We start from the raw sequence: 26,374 nt of genomic DNA on the forward strand, positions 1-26,374 counted from the left end.
ACAATGACTGCCTAATGTCATTTCAGAACAAAATCGTTATAAATAATAATAGAGAGAGGAGAAGATATGATGGGGCTAACTTACAGTTCTAGCAATAAGCAAGGGTTAAAGGATCTTTTTAATGTAGAGAAATCAAAAGAAGAGGATTATGTCATTGCACTTGCAGGAAACCCAAATACAGGAAAGAGTACAGTGTTCAATGCACTGACCGGACTTCATCAACATACAGGAAATTGGCCAGGGAAAACCGTTGTAAACTCTCAAGGAAAATTTGGTCATAAAGGTACAGACTTTACTATTGTGGATTTACCAGGCACTTATTCTCTTCTTGCAAGTTCTGTCGAAGAAATAGTAGCTAGAGATTTTATATGTTTTGGAAAGCCAGACGTAACAGTGGTTGTTTTAGATGCCACGTGTATTGAGAGAAATTTAAACTTGCTTTTGCAGGTGCTTGAGATTACTGATAAGGTAATAGCTTGTGTAAATATGATGGATGAGGCTAAAAGTAAAAACATAGGAGTAAATATAGAAGATTTATCAAAGGAATTAGGTATACCGGTGGTGCCAACTACTGCAAGAAGTAATATAGGCATGAATATTTTAAAAGATACCATATATGATTTATGCACTAATAAAATTCATACCTGTCCCGTACAAATTCAATATCCTAAAAGTATTACGCAGCAGCAGCAGCAGCTCACCCCAATGCTTATTTCAATTTTTAAGGACAAAATTAATGCTAAATGGCTTGCATTAAGACTTTTAGATGGAGATGAATCGCTTTTAAATTCTATAAGCAAATTTTTAGGTTATGACTTAAGAAGTAATTAGTAGGAAGGTGTAATTATTGAACGTAAAGGAAGACGCAAATATCAAGGCGATTTTAAAAAAATCAAAACTTTTTAGAACCCAAAACAATGAAAATATAAGAGATACCATTGTAGAAACTATTTATAAAACGGCGGAGGATATAACAAGAAAAACTGTTGTAAAAGACACTGAAAGGTTATTGTCTCAGCAAAAAATTGATGACATAGTTACCTCTAAAAAAACGGGTATCCCGATAATGATACTACTGCTAGCAGTGATATTTTGGATTACAATTCAGGGAGCAAATTACCCTTCACAGCTTTTGTCAAAATTCTTATTTTGGATAGAAGCAAAGATTGGTTTGTTTTTTATCTATATACAAGTCCCCCTTTGGCTAAATAACCTTTTAGTACTAGGAGTATACCGAACTTTCGCCTGGGTAGTAGCCGTAATGCTTCCACCTATGGCAATATTCTTTCCTATATTTACACTACTTGAAGATGGTGGATATCTGCCTAGAATATGTTTTAATTTAGACCATGCTTTTAAAAAAGCTTGCTGTCATGGAAAACAAGCGCTAACCATGTGTATGGGATTTGGTTGCAATGCTGCCGGGGTAATAGCCTGCAGAATAATTGAGTCTCCAAGAGAGAGGCTTATAGCCATTGTAACTAACAATTTTGTACCCTGTAATGGTAGATTCCCAACTCTTATAGCTCTATCCATGGTGTTTGTAGGAGTGAGTTTAACGCCTGCTAGTAGGTCTGTTATAGCTGCACTGATGGTAGTGCTTTTAGTGCTTATAGGTATAGGCATTACATTACTAACATCCTATGCACTATCAAAAACAATACTAAAAGGTATGCCCTCAAGCTTTACATTAGAGCTGCCACCCTATAGAAAGCCTCAACTAGGCAGAGTATTATATACATCTATAATTGATAGGACCATGTTTGTGTTAGGAAGAGCCATAATGGTAGCTGTGCCCGCTGGTGCTATAACCTATATTCTTGGAAACGTCATGGTTAACGATATAAGTATACTAGCTCATGCAGCAAATTTTCTGAATCCCTTTGCAAATGCCATAGGTTTAGACGGCTTTATTTTGATAGCTTTTATCTTAGGATTTCCAGCAAACGAAATCGTACTGCCTATTCTTTTAATGGCATACTTATCTAAAGGAGCTATGCTCGAATTTGAAAGTATAGATCAGCTTAGGGAGATTTTGCTAAACAATGGGTGGACATACTTAACACTAATAAACACAATGTTATTTTCACTATTGCACTTTCCGTGCGCCACAACAGTATGGACTATCAAAAAAGAAACCGGAAGTATAAAATGGACAATATTATCTGTATTAATGCCCACAGCCATTGCTATAATCATTTGCTTTTGTACCACCCAAATTTATAGAATTTTCATGTAGTCAAAACCTTATAGAATTTTCATGTAGTCAAAACCTTAAACCCTTAGGGACAGTTAACAACTAATTAAATTTTAGTCTGGGTAAACCTAGGGACAGTTAACAACTAATTAAATTTTAGTCTGGGTAAATCCTTAGGGACAGTTAATAACTAATTAAACATTAGCCTAATCAAAAACCTTAGGGACAGTTAATGACTAATTAAACTTTAACTTAATCCAAAACCTTAGGGACAGTTAATGACTAATTAAACTTTAGCCTAATCAAAAACCTTAAGGACAGTTAATAACTAATTAAACTTTAGCGTAATCAAAAACCTTAGGGACAGTTAATGACTAATTAAACTTTAGCCTAATCAAAATCCTTGGGGACAGTTAATGACTAATTAAACATTAGCCTAATCAAAAACCTTGGGGACAGTTAACAACTAATTGAACATTAAACTGTCCCTCACAAATATATATGGAAAAAATAAAGACTTTTGTTTTAACAAATCTTGCGAATTTGCTAAAACAAAAGTCTTGTTCCAAGAAAATCTTGCACCAAACCGGGCGTAAGCCAGTATGTCGATTTGATGTATAAGGCAAAGCCTTACGAACTACTCCCTTTCATTTTAAAGTAAAGGTTATATTGATAATCCACTAAAAAGATACAATTAATGATTCCAGAAGGATAAATAATTAATTAATGGTTATTAACTATTGTTGAAATAATAATAAGCACAATCGCATCCAAGGAGGAATTTCTTCCGAAGTGTCATTAATGTATCCTAATATATTATATGCTCAAAAGAATAATTTGTTACAGATATTTATTGCTATATGTAAAATTTATCCTAAAAATGCTATTAGATGTTTAAAATACATAGGAAGTAATGTATAATGTTATCAAATGGTAATTATTTGGAAGGTGGGAGTTAAAATGACTTATATAAAAAAATATGAAGAATGGTTAAATAATAAATACTTTGATGAAAAGACTAGAGAAGAATTAAGGTCAATAGCAAAAGACAATAAAGAAATTCAAGATAGGTTTTATATGGATTTAGAGTTTGGAACTGCAGGACTAAGAGGAAAATTAGGTGCGGGGCTTAACAGAATGAACATATACATTATCTCAAGAGCAACTCAAGGGCTTGCAGATTACATTAAAGATTATGGACAAGCATATATGGATAGAGGCGTAGCAATAGCTTATGACTGCAGGCACTTTTCTCTTGAATTTGCAGCTACAGCAGCACAAGTTTTAGCAGCAAATGGAATAAAGGCTTATCTATTTGAGGAATTAAGACCTACGCCAGAACTATCTTATGCAGTAAGAACATTAGGTACTTCTGCAGGAATCGTTGTGACTGCCAGCCATAACCCTAAAGAATACAACGGATTCAAGGTATATTGGGAAGATGGTGCCCAAATTTTATCATCTATTGCAAATGGTATAACAGAAAAAATTCAGAGCATTACAGATTTTAATACCATAGAAATTATGGATATTGAGGAAGCTAAGGAAAAAGGCTTAATAGTAATGCTTGGGAATGCCATGGATGATGAGTATATGGAGAAAGTAAAGGGGCTAGCTTTAAGAGAAAACATAGATAAAGATATAAAAATTGTTTATACGCCTCTAAATGGTACTGGAAATATGCCTGTACGAAGAGTGCTAAAGGAAAGGGGGTTTACTAATATAATAGTAGTACCAGAGCAAGAAAACCCAGATCCAGACTTTACAACCGTTGGATATCCAAACCCAGAGGATGTAAAAGCCTTCAAATATGCGCAAGAGCTCGGTAAAAAAGAAGGGGCAGAGTTATTAATAGCTACAGACCCAGATTGTGATAGACTTGCCATAATGGTTAGAGACAAGTTGGGTGAATATGTTGCATTTAATGGTAATCAAACAGGTGCTATATTAATAAAGTATGTCATAGAAGGGATGAAAGAAAATGGCACACTTCCTAGCAATGCCGCCATAGTAAAATCGCTAGTAACAGGGGATTTAGGAAGAGCTATAGCTAAGAAATATGGAGTAGAAACCTTCGAAGTACTTACAGGCTTCAAAAATATTTGTGGTAAAATCAATGATTTTAAGAAAGACGATAGCTATGAATTTATCTTTGGATACGAAGAAAGCATTGGTTATGTTGCTGGGACTTTCGTTCGTGACAAAGATGCAGTAATATCTTCCATGCTTTTATGTGAAGCAGCAGCCTACTATAAATCACAAGGAAAAACTCTAATAGATATACTAAATGAGATATACGAGGAATTTGGATATTATAGAGAAAACCTAATATCTATAGTTCTAGAAGGCATAGAAGGACAAGAAAGAATTTCTAGAATGATGGAAGAATATAGAAAAGATAATCCAAATACAATAGGCACTGCGAAGCTTACTAAATATATAGATTACGATATAGAAAAATCTTATGACGTAATTAATGGCACAGAAGAATCTAGTGGAATTCCAGTATCTAATGTACTTAAATTCTACTTTGATGATGAGAGCTGGTATGCTGTAAGACCTTCAGGTACAGAACCAAAAATTAAAATATACATGTACTCAAAGGGAGAAACTTTAAAAGCAGCAGAAGAAAAATTGGTAGAAATGAAAGAGATAATTATAGGGAAACTTCAAAGCACAAAATAAACATACTAAGTAATATAATATATTAAAGGGATTCATGCATTACTCTGAATGCATTCGGCTGCACTGCATGAGTCCTTCAATACATTTAATTCATCCTTAATGCATTATCAGATACTGATTGTGTCATTTTGGATTACAGTGATTATACTACTTGTCCCATGCTTGTTTAAAAAATATAGAATGGCTACTGGAATAGGGCTCAAATAAGGTAAAGATTATATTGATGCTCTAAGTGAAAAGGAATTAAAATAGGCGTGTAATTTTACACGTCTATTATGGTTCATAATTATTAGGGGGAAATTATTGGCTTGTCTTAAATAGACAAGCCAATTTTAGGGCACATTAAATCATCTTCTGCGAAGCTGCAACATCTTCACAGAAGATGTATTAACGACTTCAGAAGGAGATTTAGACTCCCAATGAAGTTTTCTTTTTTTTCGGTGGTAAATACCACCACTTATAGAAGTTGGGGGACTTTCCTTCTGAAATGTCGTTAATTTTAAGTATTTCCAAATGCCTCTAAACTTTAAACCTCTGAACCAACTCATTAAGTTTTTGTGCAAGCTGTGCTTGATGGTGTGATGCTTGTGCGACTTGCCCCATAGCTAATGATGTTTCACCAATATTAGCCTTAATATCTCCTGTACGTTCTGCAGAAAGCTGCGAATTTTGTGACAGAACTTGTACCGCTGTACTAACTTGATTTACTGTGGCTTCTACCTCTTCTGACATTGATGCAATTTCATCTGACATGGAGCTTACAAATTCTCCATCCGCGCCATATTGAATGCCGGCTGCAGCATATTGTTCTAAAACAGGGTTAATATTTTCTACAATGAATTTAAGCAGGTCACTGCTATTTACCGATAAATTGTTAAATGAATCTTGAACTTTTACTATAATACCTTGAATGCTATTTACAGTTTCGGCGGATTGTTCTGCAAGTCTTCTTACTTCCTCAGCAACTACTGAAAAACCTTTTCCTTGCTCTCCTGCTCTTGCAGCTTCAATAGCTGCATTTAATGCAAGCAAATTAGTTTGTCCTGCAATAGCTGCAATTCCATCAGCCATAGTTTTTATTTCAGCTACAACTTGTCCATCTTCTATAGCTTTTAATATCCTTTTTTCCTTTTCTTTATAAATACTAGCACTTTCTTCTAACGCTTTTTTAGCCTCTATTTGGACTTGATTAGCTTTTCCTTTTATTTGTGAAGCGTTGTTGCTACCTTCCATAGCCTTTGAAGACAGTACATCCATACTAGAGTTAACTTCCTCAACAGATGCAGTTATTTCCTCTGATGTAGCACTTGCTTCTTGAGTATTTTTATTTATTTCCTCTGTTGAACGGTCTATAATTTCTATTTTAGATGTTATTTCTTGTACTGTAGCTGAAAGTTCCTGCGAAGATGAACTCATATTCGAAGAATTATTAACGATTTCTTTAACCAGCTCTTTAATATTTTCCTGTGCAGTATTTAGTGCTATTGCTGTTTGTCCAAATTCATCTTTTCTTTTTAAATCAATTCCTTTTGACAAATCATAAGAGGATAATCTTACTGCTAAGTTCTTTATTTTATCAATTGCCTTAGTAATGTTCCTAGATAATATACTTACAATTATCGAAGTAAGTACTAATAATATAATAGCGAAAATTATATTTTTGTATCTAATACCTTTTATGGCAGCAAGAGCATCAGATTCCTTTTCAACGGTTATAACAGCCCAATTATCTGAATTGCCAGGGAGTTTTATAGTATCATAAGCACTAATTACTTTATCCCCATTTGTATCTACATACTGTGTAATTCCTTTTTTACCACTTAATGCAGAGCTTGTTATATTTTTTAATTCTTCTGGAACTTTAATATTTTTAATTTCTGTTTTAGCAACGCTCTGGGCATCTTTTGCCACATTGCCAGATGAATCTTTTACCTTAATTGTTTTAGTCATACTTTTATAATTGTATATTTCTAAAACTTGATTGTTATCAGGATGGGCTATTACTGCACCTTCTCCGTCTATTACATAGGCATAAGTATTTTTAGTGCTATATTTTTTAACTATATTTTGCAATTCTTCAAGTTTTAAATCAGCATCCATTACACCTGTGAGCTTAGAGTCCTTATTGTAAATTGGATATATGATAGAATTTATTGCATAATTGTCACCATTAACTGTTAAATATGATTTTGAAATAAAAGGCTCTTTTGTCTCAATGGATTGTTTAAACCACCATCTATCAGCTCTATTCGCAAGATTTCCGCTAGAACGAGAAGTTTGATCACCTTTTAAATCTTGAATACAAAATAAACTGAAATATGGATTTCTTTCCATAGTGCCTTTAATGGCTTCAGTTTGATTTGCAGGCACAAAATCACTGACAGCTTTACTCTTTACTAATTCCTCAGTTAAAGCGTAAGATTTAGTCATATAATCTAAAACACTGTTACCGATAGTTTTAGCTAAAACCTGATTACTCTCGTAAACATCTTTTTTTAATTCATTCGACATGTAATGATCAGAAACTAAATTTGATATTAAAAATGGTATGCCTACTACTAATATAGCAATGATAATTAGTTGATGTTTTATAGATTTCATTTTCAGACCCCTTTTCTTATATTTATACATATATGTAATAAGTATATACTAAAAGTTATATTAAAGGGTTACATTTAAAAAAAAATGTAAATATATGACGAAATAAATGCAATTATATTAATAATATGTATAATATTTATATAATTCATTTCAACTTTTTCGTCAGCTAATTTTATTTAGCCTAATATATAAAAATTTTAAGTTATTATGTCGTTAAACATTCAAAGCTAATATGTCCCACATGGTATAATATAATAAATACAAAGCGCACTATGTGGAAAAATATACATGGTATAATATATATAATAAATTAAAGGAAAGGACGTGTTTTTGTGAGTTTAAGATTTATATACGGAGGAGCTGGAAAAGGGAAGAGTACGTTCTGCTTAGAGGATATAAAAAAACGAAGTACGGTCGAGAGCGAAAAGCCCTTAGTACTTTTGGTCCCAGAACAATTTTCCTTTCAAGCTGAAAAAAATCTTATAAAAGTAGTTGGATCCACAGGAATAAAAAACGTCCAAGTACTTAGTTTTAATAGATTAGCGTACAAAGTGTTTAGTGAGGTTGGAGGCATAACCCGTAAACCTATGGATGCCTCAGGAAAGGCAATGCTTATTCATAGCATACTTCAAAAAAAGAAAGATGAACTCAAGGTATTTAAAGGCGCGGCTAGGCAAAAAGGATTTGTAGATAATGTAGTCGGTGCAATTACAGAGTTTAAAAAATATAATGTTTCTGTTGAAGATTTAAATAAGACATTAGGCAATTTAGGAGAAAACCTATTGCTAGTAGATAAAATAATGGATTTATCCCTTATATATGGAGAATTTGATAATATTTTAAATAAAAACTACGTGGATCCAGATGATGATTTAACACGTTTAAATAGTGCTCTTGATGAATGTAATATTTTTGATGGTTCTGAGTTTTGGATCGATGAGTTTACAGGCTTTACACCACAGCAGTATGGAATACTTGAAAAGCTATATAAAAAGGCTAAGAGGATAAATATAACGCTGCCACTAAAAAGCTCAGAGCATTCAAAATGTATGGAGGAATCTGATGCATTTTATTCCATAAAGTTTACAGAAAATAAGCTTTTAAGTTTAGCAGAGGATAGTGGGACAAGTATCGAAGTGCCTATAGAGCTAAAAGGTAATAAAAAATATAAATTTAAAAACAATAAAGAACTAGCTTTTCTTGAAAAAAATTATTTTGCATTCCCATATACAACAAGTGTTGAGAAATGTGAAAACATAAAGGTATTTAAAGCTCTTAATGGATACTGCGAAGTGGAACATGTGGCAAAGGATATCTTAAGGCTATGCCGGGATGAGAATATAAGATTTAATAAGATAGCAGTAGTAACAAGAGACTTACCTTCCTATGAAAAGTTAATTAAAGCCATATTTACAGAATATAATATTCCATTATTTATAGATAAGAAAAAGGATATAACAAGTAACCCCTTAATTGTGCTAATAACCGGAGTCGTTGAGATTTTCACTAAGAACTTTAGCTATGAGGCAATGTTTAGGTATCTTAAAACAGGGCTTTTAGATATAGAAAAGCAGCATATAGACATACTAGAAAACTTCGTAATAGCAGCGGGTATAAAGGGCAAAAGAAAATGGACAGAACCTGATTTATGGCAGGAGAAAATAGAATACTATTTTAGAGATTACTACAATGATAAAGCTGGCATAGACGAAGCTTCAGAAAAAGCTTCAGAGAAACCTGTAGAAAAAGTTGCAGGTTCTACTGAGGACAAAGCTGAAAGAATAGAAGCCACTATTAAAATTCTAAATGAAACTAGAGAGAAAGTCATAAATCCACTACTACAATTCAAAGAAAAATTAAAAGGCGGATGTAGCACCATAAAAATATGCACAACTTTATTTGAATTTCTAGAAACTATAAATGTATATAAAACAATAGAAGAGTGGATAGAAAATTTCAAAAGGGAAGGTGCGCAAGAGCTCGTTACCGAGTACAGTAAAATATGGAACTTAGTTATGGAGCTACTAGATCAGATGGTGGAAGTCCTTGGCAATGAAACCCTATCCCTTGAGGATTTTGTAAAAGTACTATCCATGGGCTTTAGTAAACATCAAATGGGGATTATTCCGCCTGCACTAGATGGAGTAACAATTAGCAGCGTGGAGCGTATAAAAAGTCATGACATAAGTGCACTATACATTATAGGGGTAAATGATGGAGTATTCCCAATGGCAAACAAGGAAGATGGAATATTAACAGACAATGATAGAATGATTTTAAAAGAAAATGCAGTAGAATTGGCAAATGACACAAAAACTGAGGTGTTTAATGAGCAGTATTTAATCTATGCTATAATAACCATCCCAAGTAAATATTTAAATATAAGTTATCCTATAGCAGATTATGAAGGCAAAACTCTAAGACCTTCTATTGTAATATCTAGATTTATTGCCTTATTTAAAGGTCTAATAGAAGAAAGTAATATAACGCAGTTTAATGAAGGGCTACAAGAAGCGGGTGATATGCAGCAGGTGTGTGCTAAAGTTCCAACATTTAATGATTTGATCTTTTCTCTAAGAAAATATTTAGAGGATGGAGTTATATCGCCACTTTGGATTGAGGTTTATAAGTGGTACCAAAAGGACCCTAAGTTTCGAGAAAAAAGCAATACCATGTTTCAGGGCTTTGACTACAAAAATGAAATGAAAATGCTTGAGAAAGAAAAAGTAAAACTACTTTATGGAGACAAAAATTATTTTAGCGTATCTAGAATAGAAAAATATGAAGAGTGTCCCTTTGCATATTTTGTTCAATATGGCCTAAAAGCTAAGGAGCGAAAAACTTTTACATTTTCATCTCCAGACTTAGGTAGCTTTATGCACAGTGTACTTGATAATTTTTCAAAGCTTGTGGATAAAAATGAAATAAAATGGGCGGATCTTCAGCGCGAATGGTGTGAAAAAAATATAGAAAGCATTGTCGAAAAAGAAGCAGAGGAAGGCATAAGTGGCTATATATTGAACAGTACCCCAAGGTACAAGTACTTTACCGAGCGGTTAAAAAGAGTTTTAAAGCGAACTATATTGGTGATAGTTGAGCAAATGAAAAATAGTGGATTTGAACCATTTGGCTACGAAGTATCTTTTGGGTTTGAGTATGGAGATTATCCACCAATAAGAGTAGAGCTATCCACAGGGGAAATAGTAAATCTAGTGGGCAGGATAGATAGAGTGGATAAGTTAATTAATGAGGGAGAAGAATTTTACAGGATAATAGATTATAAATCTGGAAATAAGGATTTTAAACTATCTGATGTATACTATGGACTTCAAATACAGCTATTGACGTATTTAGATGCCATGCTTAAGAGCGAGAGTAAGATTTCAGAGGAGCCAATTTTCCCGGCAGGTATACTGTATTTTAAAATAGATGACCCAGTAATAAAAGCTAAAAATAATTTAGATGAAGAAGAACTAGAAAAAGCAATAATGAAGGCTTTAAAAATGAAAGGATTATTGCTTGCAGATACTAAGATAATCAGGGAAATGGATAGAAATATTGAGGGCGCCTCTCTAGTTGTTCCAGCATCTCTTAAAAAAGATGGGAAGTTAGGCTCAAGATCATCAGTTGCAACTAAGGAGCAGTTTGAAATGTTACTGCACCATGTAAAGGAAAACCTAATAAGCACCTGTGAGCAAATGTTAAGTGGAGAAATAGACATAAAGCCATATAAGAAAAAGGACGCTACCCCTTGTGCTTACTGTGAATACACGGCTATTTGCCAATTTGATCCTACACTAAAGGAAAATACCTATAAGATAATAAAAGATAAGAGAGACAAGGAAATATGGGAACTCTTATCATCAGTCGAAACTGAGCAAAATAGTGTAAATACTCAAGAGATCGGAGTGGATGAGGAGTAATGATAAAGAAAGAGAATGAAATTAAACAGGTGGAAGCAGGAGTTTCATGGACAGAGGATCAGAAAAAGGCTATCTATACCCGTGACTGCAATATTCTAGTAGCCGCAGCGGCAGGCTCAGGTAAAACAGCAGTACTAGTTGAGAGAATAATAAAGATAGTAACAGATGAGGAGAGGCCTACAGATATAGATAAGCTCTTAGTAGTTACATTTACGAACGCAGCTGCATCCGAAATGAGGGAGAGAATAGCAGCTGCTATTTCAAAGGAACTGCGTATTAATCCGCAAAGCAAACTACTGCAAAGACAGTTAACCTTATTAAATAAATCCAGCATTACAACTATTCACTCCTTCTGCCTTGAGGTTATTAGAAGCAATTTTCATATAGTAGATTTAGATCCTAATTTTAGAATAGCAGACGCAACAGAGGCAGTGCTTTTAAAACAAGAAGCTCTAGAGGAACTATTTGAAGAAAGATATGTGACAATGAATGATGAAAATAACTCTAGTTTTTTAAACCTTGTTGAATCCTATAGTAATAATAAAGAGGATTTAGGTATTCAATCCATAGTACTAAGCCTTTATAACTTTGCCATGAGTTCTACAAATCCAACAAAGTGGCTTCTTGATTCTGCAGAGGATTTTAACATAAAAGATGGGTATAGTTTTAGTGATACTCCTTGGGCAAAGGTTTTAATGGAAGATGTTAAAATAGAGTTACTAGGCATTGAAAAAGTAATGATTAAAGCATTAAAAATCATAGAAAACAATGAAGCTATAGCATTATATTACGAAGTGTTCAAAGCAGATTTAGAGTTAATTGCAGATTTAATAAGCGCTGCTAACAATTGCTTTGAAAGCTTAGCAGAAGCATTTGAAAGTTTAAGCTTCCCAAAACTCACCACAATAAAGGCTTGCAAAGATAAGGAAAAACAAAAGGTAGTACAAGACATAAGAAATAAGGTGAAAAAACAATTAGGGGAACTGGGGCAGCAAATAATGAATGCGAATTCAGAAACTGCATTAAGAGATATAAAAACATTGTATCCACAAATGCTTGAGTTATCTAACCTTGTTATAGATTTACAGGAAAAATATAGAGAAAAGAAAAAGGAACGTTCAATTATAGATTTCAATGATTTTGAGCACTACTGTCTTGACATTTTGATGGAAAAAAATGAAGAGGGGGAAGTCGTAATAGACGCTCAGGGAAAACCAGAACCTTCCGCAGTAGCGGTTGGGCTAAGAAATAAATACGAAGAAATTTTGATAGATGAATATCAAGACAGTAACATGGTGCAAGAGACTCTATTAAATATAATCTCAAGAGAAAAAATAGGTTTTCCAAATGTATTCATGGTAGGAGACGTAAAACAGAGTATATATAAATTTAGGCAGGCAAGGCCAGAGCTCTTCTTAGCAAAGTACAATAGTTATTCAAAAATTGACGGGGAAAAAACCAGAAAAATAACTCTATACAAAAATTTTAGAAGTCGTGGGCCAGTTATAAATGCAGTAAACTATATTTTCAAACAAATAATGTGCAAAAACATTGGAGATCTTGACTATACAGATGAGGAAGCGTTAAATTTGGGAGCTCACTTTGATGAACTTGAAGGTCCTGGAGTAATAGGCGGAGCAGTGGAGCTACATCTTATTGAAAAGGAAGTTAAAGATGCAGGAGAAGAAAACGAGGCCGAAGAAGTCGAAGATGAGGGACGGTTAACAACTAATGGAACTGAAGCCGAGGGACAGGGCAAAACAAATGAGGATGAAACCCCTACAAATATTGAATTAGAAGCTAGAATTGTGGCAAAAAGAATAAAAGAATTAATGCTACATAAAGATGAAAAAGCTTTTAAAATTTATGACAAAAAAATAAAAGGTTATAGAGACGTTGAATATAAGGATATTGTAATATTACTTCGCGCCACCTCAAATTGGGCACCCTCCTTTTTAGAACAATTGAAGCTAGAAGACATACCGGTGTATGCAGATACAGGCACAGGATATTTTAGTACCATAGAAATTCAAATAATCATGAGTCTACTTCAGATTATAGATAATCCAAGACAGGATATTCCTATGCTAGCAGTTCTTCGTTCTCCAATAGGAGGGTTTACCTCAGAGGAACTGGTAGATATAAGAGTAGGTCAAAGGGAAGTAAGTTTTTATGAAGCAATGGTAAAGTTAGAAGGCTATAAGAAATCAGAAAAGCTCGGTAAATTCCTTGAAAACTTAAATAACTTTAGAGAAATTTGCACGTATATGCCCATTGATGAATTCATCTGGCACTTATATACTAGCACTGGTTATTATGGATATATAGGAGCAATGCCAGGAGGAATCCAAAGACAAGCGAATTTAAGAGTGCTTTTCCAAAGAGCGAGGCAATACGAAGAAACTAGTTACAAGGGACTGTTTAATTTTATAAACTTCATAAACAAGTTAAAAATAAGTAGTGGAGACATGGGTAGTGCTAAAACCTTAGGGGAAAATGAAAATGTAGTTAGGATAATGAGTATTCATAAAAGTAAAGGGTTGGAATTTCCTGTAGTATTTTTAAGCGGTATGGGAAAAAACTTTAACTTAATGGATATAAATAAGAGTATATTATTTCATCATGAATTAGGTTACGGTCCAGATTTTGTTGACCCAATTAGAAGGATTTCTTATCCAACAGTTCTAAAACAAGCGCTTAAAAAGACAATAAAGATAGAAAGCCTCGCAGAGGAAATGAGGGTGTTATATGTAGCGTTAACAAGATCAAAGGAAAAGCTAATAATAACTGGGTCAATGAGAAATATAGAGAAAAATTTAACTAGAATGAGTTCTAGTTTAGAAGAAAATAGTGAAAAGCTTGGAGAATATGAAATTTTAAAAGGTAAAAGCTATTTAGATTGGATAGTACCGGCGGTAATAAGACATGTAGACGGAAAACCATTGCGTGAACTAATTGAAATAGATGATAGTACAACGTATTTATTAAGTCATCCTGCAAGCTTTGCGGTAAGGTTCTGGAATAGAGAAAGTATAAAGAAAAGCGAGAATTATGAAGAAGAAATTACTGTTAGCTCACAGGAAAAGCTAACAGCACTTCAGGAAAAACCTACAGATGAGAAGTTCATCTTTGAAATAGAAAAAAGGCTAGGATTTATTTATAAATATGAAATGTCCACAAAAATGCCTACAGTACTTACAGTAACAGAGCTTAAAAGAAAATTTAATGCAGAAATTACTGAAGGTGATTCAAACAATATGTACCAACCAAAACTTATAAATAAACCTAAATTTCTAGAAGAGGCGAAGGGATTAACTCCAGCAGAAAAAGGAACCGCTATGCATGCAGTGGTACAAAGATTAGATTTAACTAAAGTGACAACCACAAGTGAAATAGGATCACAAATTGAGACTTATGTTGAAAAATTGCTAATCTCAAAAGAAGAGGGCAAATCCGTCCGGATCGATAAATTATTAAAGCTATTTAAAACAGATCTTGGACAAAGAATGATAAAAGCTTATAACCAAAAAACTTTAAAAAGAGAAGTACCATTTCATATGGAAATTAAGTCAACAGATATAGATAAAAATCTCCCGATCGAAATATATGGAGAGGAAAAAATAATGCTTCAAGGAATAATAGACTGCTATTTTGAGGAAAATGGAGAGATAATTTTAGTGGATTATAAAACAGACTCCTTAAAAAATGGAGATGTAAATTTCTTAATAGAGAAATATAAATCTCAGCTAGATTATTATGCAAAGGCAATTGAAGCAACACTTGGGAAAAAAGTTAAAGAAAGTTACCTATATTTATTCAGTAACGATGAAGCCGTAGACGTTAAATAAGGCATGTTCAAATAATAAGAACAAAAGGGTGCATCCGTATAACTTTCTCCTGCGTGACTCCAAATAAGAGATTGAAACGTGAAAATTCATTAAGTAATTCTAGCATTTTGTGAATATTAAATCCCCTGACACTCATATTCGGCTTCCTGCCTCAGGTTCGCTAGCCTGGCTTCCTGTCAGGCTCACGAGAATTTAATATTAGCAAAACAAGAATTACTAAATGAATTTTCAATGTTTCTGCTCTTCTTATTTGGAGTCACTTCCAGAGATGATTTAATACTAATATGCATCTAACAGGTTAATAAGAAAGGGGAGACACAAATGAGAATACTTCACACCTCCGATTGGCATCTGGGGAAGACTTTAGAGCAGTACAGTAGACTAGAGGAACAGGAAGAATTTCTAGAAGAATTTATAGAAATAGTTGAAAAAAATAATATAGACTTAGTACTTATAGCTGGAGATATCTATGACAATGGAAATCCACCAGCAAGAGCTGAAAAAATGTTTTATAGCACACTTAAGGATATAACAAGTAGCGGGAAAACTGCAGTGCTAGTTGTGGCAGGTAACCATGATAATCCAGAAAGATTAGTTGCGCCGAGTCCTCTTGCATACGGTCATGGAGTGGTACTTTTAGGGGAACCAAAGAGCATAGCAAGGCAAGGCGTATTTGGAGAATTTAATATTGACGGAAAGTGTGATTTTGAAATAATAGAAAGCGGAGAGGGGTACTTAGAGCTTAGTATAAGAGGGGAAAAAGCAGTTATTATAACACTGCCCTATCCAAGTGAAAAAAGGTTAAATGAAGTACTTTCAATAGAGATTAACGATGAAGAAAGGCAAAAAAGCTATTCTGATAGAATAGGGGAACTGTTTGAAAATCTATCTGATAAATATAGAGAGGATACTGTAAACCTAGCAGTATCACACCTCTATGCTATGGGTGGAGAGGAAAGTGGATCAGAGAGAAGTATACAACTAGGGGGAAGTCTTTCAGTTTCACCATCTAAATTTCCAAAGAATGCTCAGTACTCAGCATTAGGTCATCTTCATAGACCGCAAAAAGTGCCAGGAACTAAGGGGAAGATAAGATACTGCGGATCTCCAATTCAATATAGCAAAAGTGAAATAAATTATAGTAAGGGAGCGTACCTCGTAGATGTTAAAGCTGGGGGCGAAGCTGAAGTTTCACAAATAATGTTTAGAAACTATAAGCCTATAGAAGTATGGAAATGTAACAGCACCGAGGAAGCAATAGAAAAATGCAAAAATGAGGGTGAAAGAAACATTTGGGTATACCTTGAAATAAAGACAAAAGAAATAATAAGCACCGAAAACATAAAGGAAATGAAAAGACTTAGGCCTGATATAGTTTCTATAGAACCAATACTTGAGGGCATAGAACGCGAAGAGGATTTAGAGGAAAGCCTAAGGGAAAAATCCATGGAAGAAATGTTTAGAGAATATTTTACAAAGGCAAAAGGTGGGCTAGAGCCATCGGATGAAATTATGGAATTATTTTTAAACATAGCATTAGATGAAGAGGAGGAACCGAAAGATGAAACCAGTAAATCTTAAAATAAAAGGGCTAAATTCGTTTGTAGAGCAGCAAACTATTGAATTTTCAAAGCTTACAGAAAAAGGACTTTTCGGTATCTTCGGTCCCACAGCTAGTGGTAAATCCACAATTTTAGATGGGATAACCATAGCTCTTTATGGAAAAGTATCTAGAGACACCAAAGAGTTTGTAAACACAGAAACCAATGTAGTAGAAATAAGCTTCGACTTTGAAATAGGACTAGGGGAAACTCGAAAACTATATAGAGCAGAAAGAAGCATAAAGAGATTAAAAACTGGAAATTTCAAAACTGCTTATGCAAGGCTTATAGAAATAAATAAGGGAAATGCTGATGAAAACAAGGTTTTAGCAGAAGGACCAAAGGAGATTGACACAAAAATTACAGAAATAATAGGACTGAAAGTTGAGGATTTTACAAGGTCAGTCGTGTTACCTCAAGGTAAATTCAATGAATTTTTAAAGCTTACAGGAAAAGAAAGAAGAAATATGCTAGAGAGAATATTTGCCTTAGAAAAATACGGCACCAAGCTTTATGAAAAAATAAGATCAGTTAGAAATGAAAACCTAAAAACTCAGACTATGATTCAGGGAGAAATGAAGGGATATGAAGACGTAGGTGAAGAAGGTCATAATGAAATAAAATCTGTACTAGATGGGTTAAAGCAGGAAGAAAAACAAATTAAAGCTGAGAAAAAAACTGTGGATAAAGACTTCGAGGAATATAAAACTATCTGGGAGTTACAACAAGAAAAGAGTCAGTATGAAAAAAAAGAAGCTGACTTAAACAAGCAAGCAGAAGAAATAAAAAATAAAAAAGAAAAATTCACTAAGGGAAGTTCAGCATTAAATGTAAAACCCTATATTGATAATGTGCACGAAACTAAAAAAAGATTAGCGATAAACAAGGATACACTTCAAAAACTAAGTAGTGCTTTTTTAGTCATATGTCAAAAACTGAACATTACAAAAACTTCTTATGATAAAGCATGGACTGATAAAAACAATAAACTTCCTATTTTAATTGAAAAGGAAGTAAGCCTTAAACAAGCTGCAAATATTGAAGAGAAAATAACCTATCTAGCTAAAGAAAAAGATATCCTTTTAAAACAGCATAAAGAACTTACGCGAAATATTAGTGAGAAAAATCTAAAGAATGCAATTATTGTTACTAATAAGTCGAAAATAGAAAATAGACTGGGAGTTACTGAAGAAAAACTAAGTGAAATAGAGATACTACCAGAGTATAGGGAAAAACTGTATAACGCCTATAACAGTGAACTAGAAGTTTCAGCTACGGCGAAAAATGTACAAGAGCTTAAGAAAAAAGCGGAAGATTTAAAGAATGGGGCAAATACCACAAAGTTAATGCATAGAGAAGCTATTATACTTAAGGAAAGCAAACAAAATAAACTAGTTCTTTTAGAAGAAAAAAGTAAGAAAATAGCAAATAATTTCCCGGGAGATAATAATTTGTTGCTAGAAAAGCAGGAGGCCTATAGTTCGCTACGGGATACCCTAGAGAAAGCTGTAGAAAACCATAAAATAAAGGGTGAACTTCAAGGGAAATATAGAACTATTAACATTGAAACCGAAAAAGGTAGGTTAAATCTAAAAAATGCAGAAGAATCTATAGAAAGTGTGAAAGCTCAGCTTAAAATTATAGAAGGTGAGATAAAGGAAATAGAACGAGCTAACATGGCAGCAGTTTTAGCCTCTAGTTTAAAAGAGGGAGACGAACTTGGTAAGCTAAGACTATGCCCAGTATGTGGGTCGGAGCATCATCCCCGTATAGCAGAGCTAAAAGTAGATACTAATTTAGAAGTTAAGAAAAGTTTAAAGCAAAGTGGAGAGTTAAACCTAGAAAATTTATCTAAAGATTATCAAAAAGAGCAAATAAAACTTGTGAGGTTAATAAGCGATGAGGAGTATATAAATAGCCAATTAGAAATAGTTAATGTTAAGCTTCACGATATAAATATTGAGAAACTTCGCGCCGAGAAGGATGCAAGGGAATCCTCATTAATTCAGTTTAAGGAAAACTTAGAAGTCTACAACAAACAAAAAACTGAGATAGACTTAGCACTAAATAATCTGCGTGATGAAAAAAGCAAAGTATATATGGAAGAAGCAACACTCAGGGAAGGTTTAAGAAAAGAAAACGAAGCGCTAATAGTAATAGAGGAAGAGTTGTCTATTGCAGAAGGAAGGTTAAAACTGCTGAGCGAAAAGCATGAGCTTTTAAAAGTAGACTTGATTAATCAGGAGAACCCATTTAAGCAAAATCAAAGTAGTAGCATAACATCAGTATCCATAAAGGGAAAAATACAGCAACTAAAAGATTTAGATAATGAGGTAATAAAATTAACGGGTACTGCAAGAAAGCTTCGAGTAGAGCTAGTAACATTAGAAAAGGATGCATCTGACGTAGACAAGTGCTTAAGGGATCTTACCACTTCAAAAACGGAAATAGAAACCAGCGGTAAGGAAAAGAAGGCAGAAATAGACCGTTTGACTATCCAAATAGTTGAACTGTGTGGATTTATCCCCAATAAAGATCTCGCTCTTATAGAGCGCACACCTAAAACTGAAATAGAAAAGGTGAAAAATGAAATAAAAGATATAACGTCTATTGAGGCCAGCTTAAAAGATATTTTAGAAAAAGAAAATATAGAAAAGCAAAGATTAGATACTCAAAAAACCAGTGAAGAAAACAAAAGTGAAATGCTTTTAAAGATGCTGCAAGAGGGAGAAAAAAAATTAAACGTAGTTCTTAAAGAAAATTCCTTTAAAAATGCTGAAATAGCTTGTCTCTATTTAATTTCAAGAGGAGACTTGTTACTAATTGAAAAAGAAATAAAACAGTATGAAGAATCTAAACGTAGCATAATAGATAATTTACAAAGAGTAGAAAATTTACTTAATGGGAAAGAAATAGACGCTACACTCTTTGAAGAGGTAAAAGAAAAAAGAGAAGTACTTGGGAAGATTTTAGAAGAAAAAACCAAAGCAATAGGAGCTCAACATAGGGCCCTTGAGGAAATGGAAAGAAAGCTACTAGAAGTTAAAAACCTTATAATAAAGAGAAGCGCTATAGAACACAAGCTTAGTCTTTTAAGAGAAATTGATACATTAATTCAAGGGAATAAATTTGTGGAATATGTAGCTACGAAGCAGCTAAAATACATATCTATGGAAGCCTCAAAACGATTAAAAGACATAACAAGAGGACGTTATGCATTGGAGCTTGATTCTGATGGAGCCTTTGTAATGAGAGATGATTTTAATGGAGGAACAAGACGTGAAACAAACACTTTATCCGGTGGAGAAACCTTCTTAACTTCACTATGTCTTGCGCTTGCGCTGTCTTCACAAATTCAGTTAAAAGGTAGTGCTCCACTAGAGTTCTTCTTCTTAGATGAAGGATTTGGTACACTAGACACGAATCTTTTAGAAGTAGTAATGAACTCACTTGAAAAACTTCATTCAAGTACATTATCTGTGGGAATAATAAGTCATGTGGAGGAACTTCGCAGTAGAGTGCCTGTAAAACTAATAATTACTCCGTCAGAGCAGGGACAGGGAGGAAGCAAGGTAAAACTAGAGTATACGTAGAAGTATCACATTTCTCCTGCGTGCCTTGCAAACGGGCTTAAAACTAGAAATTTGATTAAAAAATTCTAATCTTTTGCGAATATAAAATTCCCTGGCACTCACATTCAACCTCCTGTTGTTATGCATAGTGATTCTATGTGCCTTACATGCGAACAACCTATTAATTAAAATTTAACTAGAATTTAACTAAATTTAACTAAAATCTAATTGCAATCAAGCCAACTAAAATTGCGAAGTATATAAAAAAGGGAGGATTTAGATGAAATTTAATGAAAAAATTACATATCCGATAGTTACCGTGGATATTGAGATATTTATTAAAGTATAGTATCATGTAAAATAATGTTATAATAGCATTTTCAAAATGTAAAAAAAGATGAAGGAGTGATAATAGTGAGAGTAGAAGGATTAGAGAGAATATGTCCACTTTGTGGACAAGACAATAATTGTCAACATGGTCAAGGTGGATGTTGGTGTGATACAGTAAAAGTCCCTAAGTACATTTTAGATTTGATTCCTAATGATAAAAAGGGTAAAGCTTGTATATGTAAATCTTGTTTAGAAAAACACCAGAAATAAATGAAATTAGTGATTATAGGTTAATCTCAGAAAAGGGAGGTGTTTAATAAATGAATTTAATTTTTCATACAGTTTTCAGCATTTCAACTGCACCAATATGTGCTAAAAAGATAGCAGAAGGTGATAAGCCAATAGGGTATTTAACATTGGGATTTGCAGGGAATATAATTGGACATGGTATTATGGATTTAATTCCGCATAACTATCCATTAACAAGAAGTACAGATGTATTAATTTCATTCGGAATATTTCTTCTATCAGTGATATTTGTGAAAAAAAAGTATATATCTTCAGTTTTATTTTGTTTTTTAGGGGGAGCATTACCTGATTTAATAGATAAAGCATTTTTCCCATTAATAGGATTAAGACACTTGAAAATTTTCCCTTGGCACTGGGCTACCACTATTAACTTCTTTTATAATCAATACTTCAATTTGTTTAATCAATCCATTAATATAGTATTTAAAATGGTTAATAGCTTAGTAATAATTGTATCTTTAGTCTTATTATTAGTAAATGTAAAATTTATTGTTCATCATATGTTGAAACAGATAAAAACAGACGACAAAAAAACATTAACAAAATAACTTTTAATTCACAATGGTCTTAAACTGCGTCGAGAGTGTATTCTAATGTGAACAGAGGAGGTATTCGGTTGTTTCAAGATGGATTCCCAAATAATTTGATAGATGATGTGACCAGAGTAGTTGAATTGATTCCTATCTGTAGTACATCGGAAGATACCATTCAATATTATTAAGATGGTGTCGAGAATTTACATAGTAGAGTTAATTCACATTCTTCTTATATATCGGTGCAAGTAATCCAATATCATTAGATGTTGGGGGTAACGACATTTCAGAAGGAAAGTCTCCAAACTTATATAAGTGGGGGTAGCTACCACAGCAAAAAAACAAAACTTCAGTGGAAGTCTAAATATCATTCTGAAGTCGTTGATATTGCAGCTTCGCAGAAGATGATTTAATATGTTAAGTGTATATTAATATACTGAAAGTAACACAATATCAATTGTGTTACTTTCAATTTGGTCGAAATGTTAGTATAGTAATACTAAAACAAATGTCAGTAATTCTAATGATTAAGAGCATCATTTCCAATTACAAATTTTCCTAATCTCTTAAATGGATATATAATAAATTGTGCTTTTCCTTTTATATCTTTACTATCTATATACGGGTTTTCCCATCTTCGGGCATCTAATGAATCCGCTCTATTGTCTCCAAAAAACAAATATTTATTTTCTGGAATTTTAAATTTTTTATCTAAATCATCCATATATACTACATATGGTTCCTCAATTTTGCTTCCATTAATAAAAACTTGCCCTTTATTTTTTATAATAACTTCATCGCCTGGAAGCCCTATCAGTCTCTTTATTAATGTCATTTTTAATTCAGCTGATTCAAAAACTATTAAATCACCTCTTTTTAGCTTCTCTTTATTATAAATTCTTGTAACGGTAATTTTATCGCCTATCTTTATAGTAGGGTACATTGATGCCGAAGGAACTTTAATATTATAAAATAGAAATTTATATATTAAAGTTGCCAAAATTATTGCTGCAAGTATGGCGAATAACCACTCTTTGATAAAATGTTTTAATAGTTTCAATTATTTAACCTCCTCATTAAAATTAAAATGCAATAGTTGGAGTAAAAATAGTCATACAAATACATATTAAAATCCATGCTTGAATCAAAAATTTCAAAAACTTTTCTGAAACCCAAGAAAGACAAGATAAATACCAAGAACTGCATTGATTTGAGTCATAAAAAAGCTTTTGGTATATCCTTTGTTTCGTTCCATCGGGAGGTTCAATTTCTACATCTATGAATTTAAACATTTCTTTTAAGATTTCATCTTCTTTTATCATATAATTCATCTCCTGATATCTTAAGAAATTCTATTTTGAAACTGTTTTTTGATCTTTGTAATATGCCATCAATAGACTTTGGCGTTTTGCACAAACATTTTGCAATTTCATTTACACTATAATCATCTATATATTTAAGAATAAGAACATACTTATAATTGGGCTTCAAATTATTTAAGGTTTCTAAAATTATTTTTCTAGTTTCCGAATTTATAATCATAAATTCAATATCTTGGTTATCCTTTACATAATCGAGTTCTTCTGCGTAAGCAAAATCCTCTTTTCTAATATTATTTCTATAATAATTTAATATTTTATTTTTTGCTATTCCACATAACCAAGTTTTATATGAACTTGTACCTTTATAGTTAATGAGTCCTTTCATTGCACTGATAAAGGTCTCTTGAACTATGTCTTCGGTGGCTTCTTTGTTTGCTGCTAATCTTAAAAATACAAAAGAATAAACAGAATTAAAATTTGTTTCATATATTTTCTTGAAATTTTCTTTATTCACATTTAAAATATTTTTTATCATCTATTTCCACCTAACCATCTGTAGTACTAAAGTATAATTACTCTTAATTTACCATATTTTTAAAGGATTTCATATCTTTAGTAACACAACAAGAAGAAATCCCCTGAAAAAATTTAAATAAACTTACTTTTTTCTCCTGTATAATAAATAGCAAGCTGATGTAGTGCTCTTGTACAAGCTACATATAAAAGATTCCTATCAAACTCACTGTTATAATTGTCATTTGAAACATTGCACACAAGCACTACATCAAATTCTAGACCTTTTGATATATAAGAAGGAATAGCAAGGGTACCCTTTATACTCTCAGTATCTTCTGTATTTAACAATTTAATGTTAGTTAAATTGGATAGTTTTTTTTGAACCAATAGTGTTTCTTTCTCCGTTTTGCAAATAACTGCAATAGACTCATAACCACGATTTTCATAGTTATGAATATCTTGAATTATAGCTTCATAAAGCAACTCTTCATTGTCCTTAAATATAATTTGTGGCTCTGATTCATGTCTCTCAAAGGAAACAAACTCCTGTTTGCTATTTAATATTTTCTGAGTAAATGAATTAATCTCCATGGAAGACCTAAAACTTTTATTCATAGAAAGCTTTATGCTCTTTTTCTTGTGTAGAATTTTCTCTATATCATCATATATAGATTTATCACCACGTTTTTCGAGAGTTTGGTTAAAGTCACCGAGTACTGTAAACTTAGCTCTAGGTAGCAGAAGATTAAAAACTTCATATTGGAGTGGATAATAATCTTGGGCTTCATCAATAACAACCTGCCGTATATCTGAAAACTCGCGACTACCGTTAAGCCTTAGTTTGATATATAAAAGGGGAGCACAGTCTTCGTAATTAATATAGCCTTTATGGAGACTTTCTATGGTTTCTGATGCCATTTGGTTAATGTTTTTTGGTAATTCTAACCCTTGCGAAAGTTTTAAAAGAAGTCCTGTTTTATTAAAAAGTAATTTATACAAATCCGCGTAATCAACCTGCGTAAATTTATGAATATGATTCATTAATACTTTAGCTTCTTTAATTGCCATTAATCTGCTAAAAGATTTTACCTCTAATTCATGCCCGACGCCATTTAGAACAATTTTTTGGATTTTTTCAAGCCTTGCTTTTCTTAAAGGATGAATCTTATTAAGCATCATACTTTCAATTCTTTTAAGTTTTTTTGATATTGGCATATCCATTTTACTATTTAGAAAAAGATTATTTAGCTGCTCCTTTGTTTCAATAATTTTTCCATCATAATATAAGTCTTCAAAATGGGTTAATTTATGCTCATAATACTTTATTAATCTATCCAAAATAGTTACAAATGTTTTCGAACCTTTAAATTTAGTGTTCTCCATTTTTATATTTAAATTTTGGTGATTATCATTAATAATCAAAGTTTCAAGTTGCTGTTTTCTACTTTCATATATAAATCTATTATCTAAAAAATCAACTACAATGTTGTCAAAAGTAGTTTCCTCTACATTTTCCTCACCTAGTTCTGGTAAAACTCCAGAAATATATTTGCTAAAAACAGAACTAGGAGAAATTATAATAATATTGTTTGAATGTATCTTTGATTCCATACCAACATAAAGCAAATATGCAATTCTATGTAGTGCTATAGATGTTTTACCGCTTCCAGCTACGCCTTGTACAATCAAAAGCTCATTTTCAGTATCTCTAATAATTACATCTTGTTCCTTTTGGATGGTTTCAACAATATTTTTCATATTTGAGGAAGAATTGTGGCTTAACACTTCTTGTAAGATATCATCATTAATTGTTATGCTGCTATCAAAAAAATACTTAAGCTCAGAATTCTCAATTTTATATTGCCTCTTCATAAAAATATCTCCTGAAATTATTCCGAAGGGAGCATTATATGATCCTTTACCAATTTCATATTGATAAAACATACTTGAAATAGGGGAGCGCCAATCGTATATTAAAATTGAACTTGTATCATTATCTATTAAATTATAAAGACCAATATAAATTTGATCTGTATCATCATAAGCATCTTCCTTAAAATCAAACCTTCCAAAATAAGGTGAGTTTAAAATCCGTGTATATTTTTTTATTCGTTCTAGTGCTTTTTCGTAATTATAATTTTGACTATCAACGTCGCAAAGATGTTGAAGCATTTCTGGAATCCTATCAAAATCATTTGAAGAATGAACAGTTTCTTGCCACATATCTCTTCTCGAAGCAATAAGATCTCTTTTCCTAAAATTTATCTCATATTCGTCTTTACCTAATTCTTTTTTGAGGAAGTTAAGTGTACTTTTAAGATATAGAAGTTCCTCTTGTTTATTTAGCTCATAATCATTCATTTTCTCACGCTCCTATGTTTTTTGTAAAAATCATTGACATTATCATTCATTATGTGTTATAATAAAAGTGACATATATAGTATAATTATTATAGATATATCCAAATTTAATTATATCTAAAAATCTTGTTTAAGTAAAGCTTATACGTGATTTTTTTTATTTAAATACTTAAATACTTAAATACTTAAATACTTAAATTTTTAAGTTATACTAATATTAAAAACTGTAAAAGAAATTAATAATAACAATTTAATAACAGAGATATAGAGGGCAATTAGATGCCTTCTTTTTTTATTGTTTAGGAAAGTATACTTTTTTTAATATAATATATAATGTTACAAGGCAAAGTGAGCAAATATTTTGTGATAGAAAAGGATTGCATTTACGAAAATACCAAATTAAAATGTGCAATATGCTATTCTGACAACCTTGAAAAGACTAAAGAGAGAACAGTTGCAAAACTGGTAATTAAAAAAAAGAGACATTGCAAAAACTTTCTAAAACATATTCAAAGGCAGCTTTTGCATGTGAAGATTTGATTTGCAATGGCTGAGTAGTAACCTTTTCTTAATAAAT

At 32.4% G+C, this 26,374-nt stretch carries 14 protein-coding genes; 9 read left to right on the forward strand and 5 right to left on the reverse strand.

Annotated features, from left to right (window positions below):
• The first annotated feature begins 69 nt into the window (after positions 1–69).
• The 3 genes from ACWJJ7_RS13845 (at position 70) to ACWJJ7_RS13855 (ending at position 4,882) form a co-directional block, all read left to right on the forward strand.
• Positions 70–831, forward strand: coding sequence for a FeoB small GTPase domain-containing protein (locus ACWJJ7_RS13845; protein WP_462964999.1), 762 nt, complete (start codon positions 70–72; stop codon positions 829–831).
• 16 nt (positions 832–847) lie between these two features.
• Entirely contained in the window at positions 848–2,239 is a 1,392-nt protein-coding gene (locus ACWJJ7_RS13850; protein WP_462962596.1) for a nucleoside recognition domain-containing protein, read from the forward strand.
• A gap of 918 nt (positions 2,240–3,157) precedes the next feature.
• The gene (locus ACWJJ7_RS13855; protein WP_462962597.1) at positions 3,158–4,882 is read left to right on the forward strand and encodes a phospho-sugar mutase; all 1,725 of its coding nucleotides are present in this window, start codon (positions 3,158–3,160) and stop codon (positions 4,880–4,882) included.
• Between the two features lie 519 nt (positions 4,883–5,401).
• Here ACWJJ7_RS13855 and ACWJJ7_RS13860 read toward each other — a convergent pair.
• Positions 5,402–7,483: a methyl-accepting chemotaxis protein gene (locus tag ACWJJ7_RS13860; protein ID WP_462962598.1), complete on the reverse strand. Its 2,082-nt coding sequence runs from the start codon at positions 7,481–7,483 to the stop codon at positions 5,402–5,404.
• A 332-nt stretch (positions 7,484–7,815) separates the two neighbouring features.
• Between ACWJJ7_RS13860 and addB the strand changes: the two genes are divergently transcribed.
• From addB to ACWJJ7_RS13890, 6 genes are all read left to right on the forward strand, one after another.
• Positions 7,816–11,406 (forward strand): helicase-exonuclease AddAB subunit AddB, encoded by a 3,591-nt coding sequence (addB, locus tag ACWJJ7_RS13865; protein WP_462962599.1) that lies wholly within the window; start codon positions 7,816–7,818, stop codon positions 11,404–11,406.
• Positions 11,406–15,254, forward strand: a complete 3,849-nt coding sequence (addA, locus tag ACWJJ7_RS13870; RefSeq protein WP_462962600.1) for a helicase-exonuclease AddAB subunit AddA — start codon at positions 11,406–11,408, stop codon at positions 15,252–15,254. Before addB ends, addA begins: the two co-directional genes overlap by 1 nt.
• A 321-nt stretch (positions 15,255–15,575) precedes the next feature.
• Positions 15,576–16,835, forward strand: a complete 1,260-nt coding sequence (locus tag ACWJJ7_RS13875; RefSeq protein ID WP_462962601.1) for an exonuclease SbcCD subunit D — start codon at positions 15,576–15,578, stop codon at positions 16,833–16,835.
• Positions 16,816–20,448 carry an AAA family ATPase gene (locus ACWJJ7_RS13880; protein ID WP_462962602.1) on the forward strand — a complete coding sequence of 1,211 codons (3,633 nt, stop codon included), beginning with the start codon at positions 16,816–16,818 and terminating at the stop codon, positions 20,446–20,448. The genes ACWJJ7_RS13875 and ACWJJ7_RS13880 overlap by 20 nt, the downstream gene beginning before the upstream one ends.
• A 393-nt stretch (positions 20,449–20,841) precedes the next feature.
• Positions 20,842–21,027 carry a cysteine-rich CWC family protein gene (locus ACWJJ7_RS13885; protein WP_462962603.1) on the forward strand — a complete coding sequence of 62 codons (186 nt, stop codon included), beginning with the start codon at positions 20,842–20,844 and terminating at the stop codon, positions 21,025–21,027.
• Between the two features lie 50 nt (positions 21,028–21,077).
• Positions 21,078–21,614 (forward strand): hypothetical protein, encoded by a 537-nt coding sequence (locus ACWJJ7_RS13890; RefSeq protein ID WP_462962604.1) that lies wholly within the window; start codon positions 21,078–21,080, stop codon positions 21,612–21,614.
• A gap of 505 nt (positions 21,615–22,119) precedes the next feature.
• On the opposite strand, the gene lepB is transcribed toward ACWJJ7_RS13890, so the two are convergent.
• From lepB to ACWJJ7_RS13910, 4 genes are all read right to left on the reverse strand, one after another.
• On the reverse strand, positions 22,120–22,659 hold the full coding sequence (gene lepB / locus ACWJJ7_RS13895) for a signal peptidase I (protein WP_462962605.1): 540 nt from the start codon (positions 22,657–22,659) through the stop codon (positions 22,120–22,122).
• Positions 22,660–22,681: 22 nt separating this feature from the next.
• Entirely contained in the window at positions 22,682–22,921 is a 240-nt protein-coding gene (locus tag ACWJJ7_RS13900; RefSeq protein ID WP_462962606.1) for a hypothetical protein, read from the reverse strand.
• Positions 22,905–23,456, reverse strand: coding sequence for an RNA polymerase sigma factor (locus tag ACWJJ7_RS13905; RefSeq protein WP_462962607.1), 552 nt, complete (start codon positions 23,454–23,456; stop codon positions 22,905–22,907). Before ACWJJ7_RS13905 ends, ACWJJ7_RS13900 begins: the two co-directional genes overlap by 17 nt.
• Before the next feature lie 113 nt (positions 23,457–23,569).
• On the reverse strand, positions 23,570–25,798 hold the full coding sequence (locus ACWJJ7_RS13910) for a HelD family protein (protein ID WP_462962608.1): 2,229 nt from the start codon (positions 25,796–25,798) through the stop codon (positions 23,570–23,572).
• Positions 25,799–26,374 lie beyond the last annotated feature (576 nt).

It is taken from the genome of Clostridium sp. CM042 (assembly GCF_055080995.1).

Coding starts and splice junctions, on each gene's coding strand:
- ACWJJ7_RS13880 (WP_462962602.1), top strand. CDS start 16,816: ATGAAACCAGTAAATCTTAAAATAAAAGGGCTAAATTCGTTTGTAGAG.
- ACWJJ7_RS13900 (WP_462962606.1), bottom strand. CDS start 22,921: ATGATAAAAGAAGATGAAATCTTAAAAGAAATGTTTAAATTCATAGAT.
- ACWJJ7_RS13855 (WP_462962597.1), top strand. CDS start 3,158: ATGACTTATATAAAAAAATATGAAGAATGGTTAAATAATAAATACTTT.
- addA (WP_462962600.1), top strand. CDS start 11,406: ATGATAAAGAAAGAGAATGAAATTAAACAGGTGGAAGCAGGAGTTTCA.
- ACWJJ7_RS13905 (WP_462962607.1), bottom strand. CDS start 23,456: ATGATAAAAAATATTTTAAATGTGAATAAAGAAAATTTCAAGAAAATA.
- ACWJJ7_RS13890 (WP_462962604.1), top strand. CDS start 21,078: ATGAATTTAATTTTTCATACAGTTTTCAGCATTTCAACTGCACCAATA.
- ACWJJ7_RS13875 (WP_462962601.1), top strand. CDS start 15,576: ATGAGAATACTTCACACCTCCGATTGGCATCTGGGGAAGACTTTAGAG.
- ACWJJ7_RS13860 (WP_462962598.1), bottom strand. CDS start 7,483: ATGAAATCTATAAAACATCAACTAATTATCATTGCTATATTAGTAGTA.
- ACWJJ7_RS13910 (WP_462962608.1), bottom strand. CDS start 25,798: ATGAATGATTATGAGCTAAATAAACAAGAGGAACTTCTATATCTTAAA.
- ACWJJ7_RS13845 (WP_462964999.1), top strand. CDS start 70: ATGGGGCTAACTTACAGTTCTAGCAATAAGCAAGGGTTAAAGGATCTT.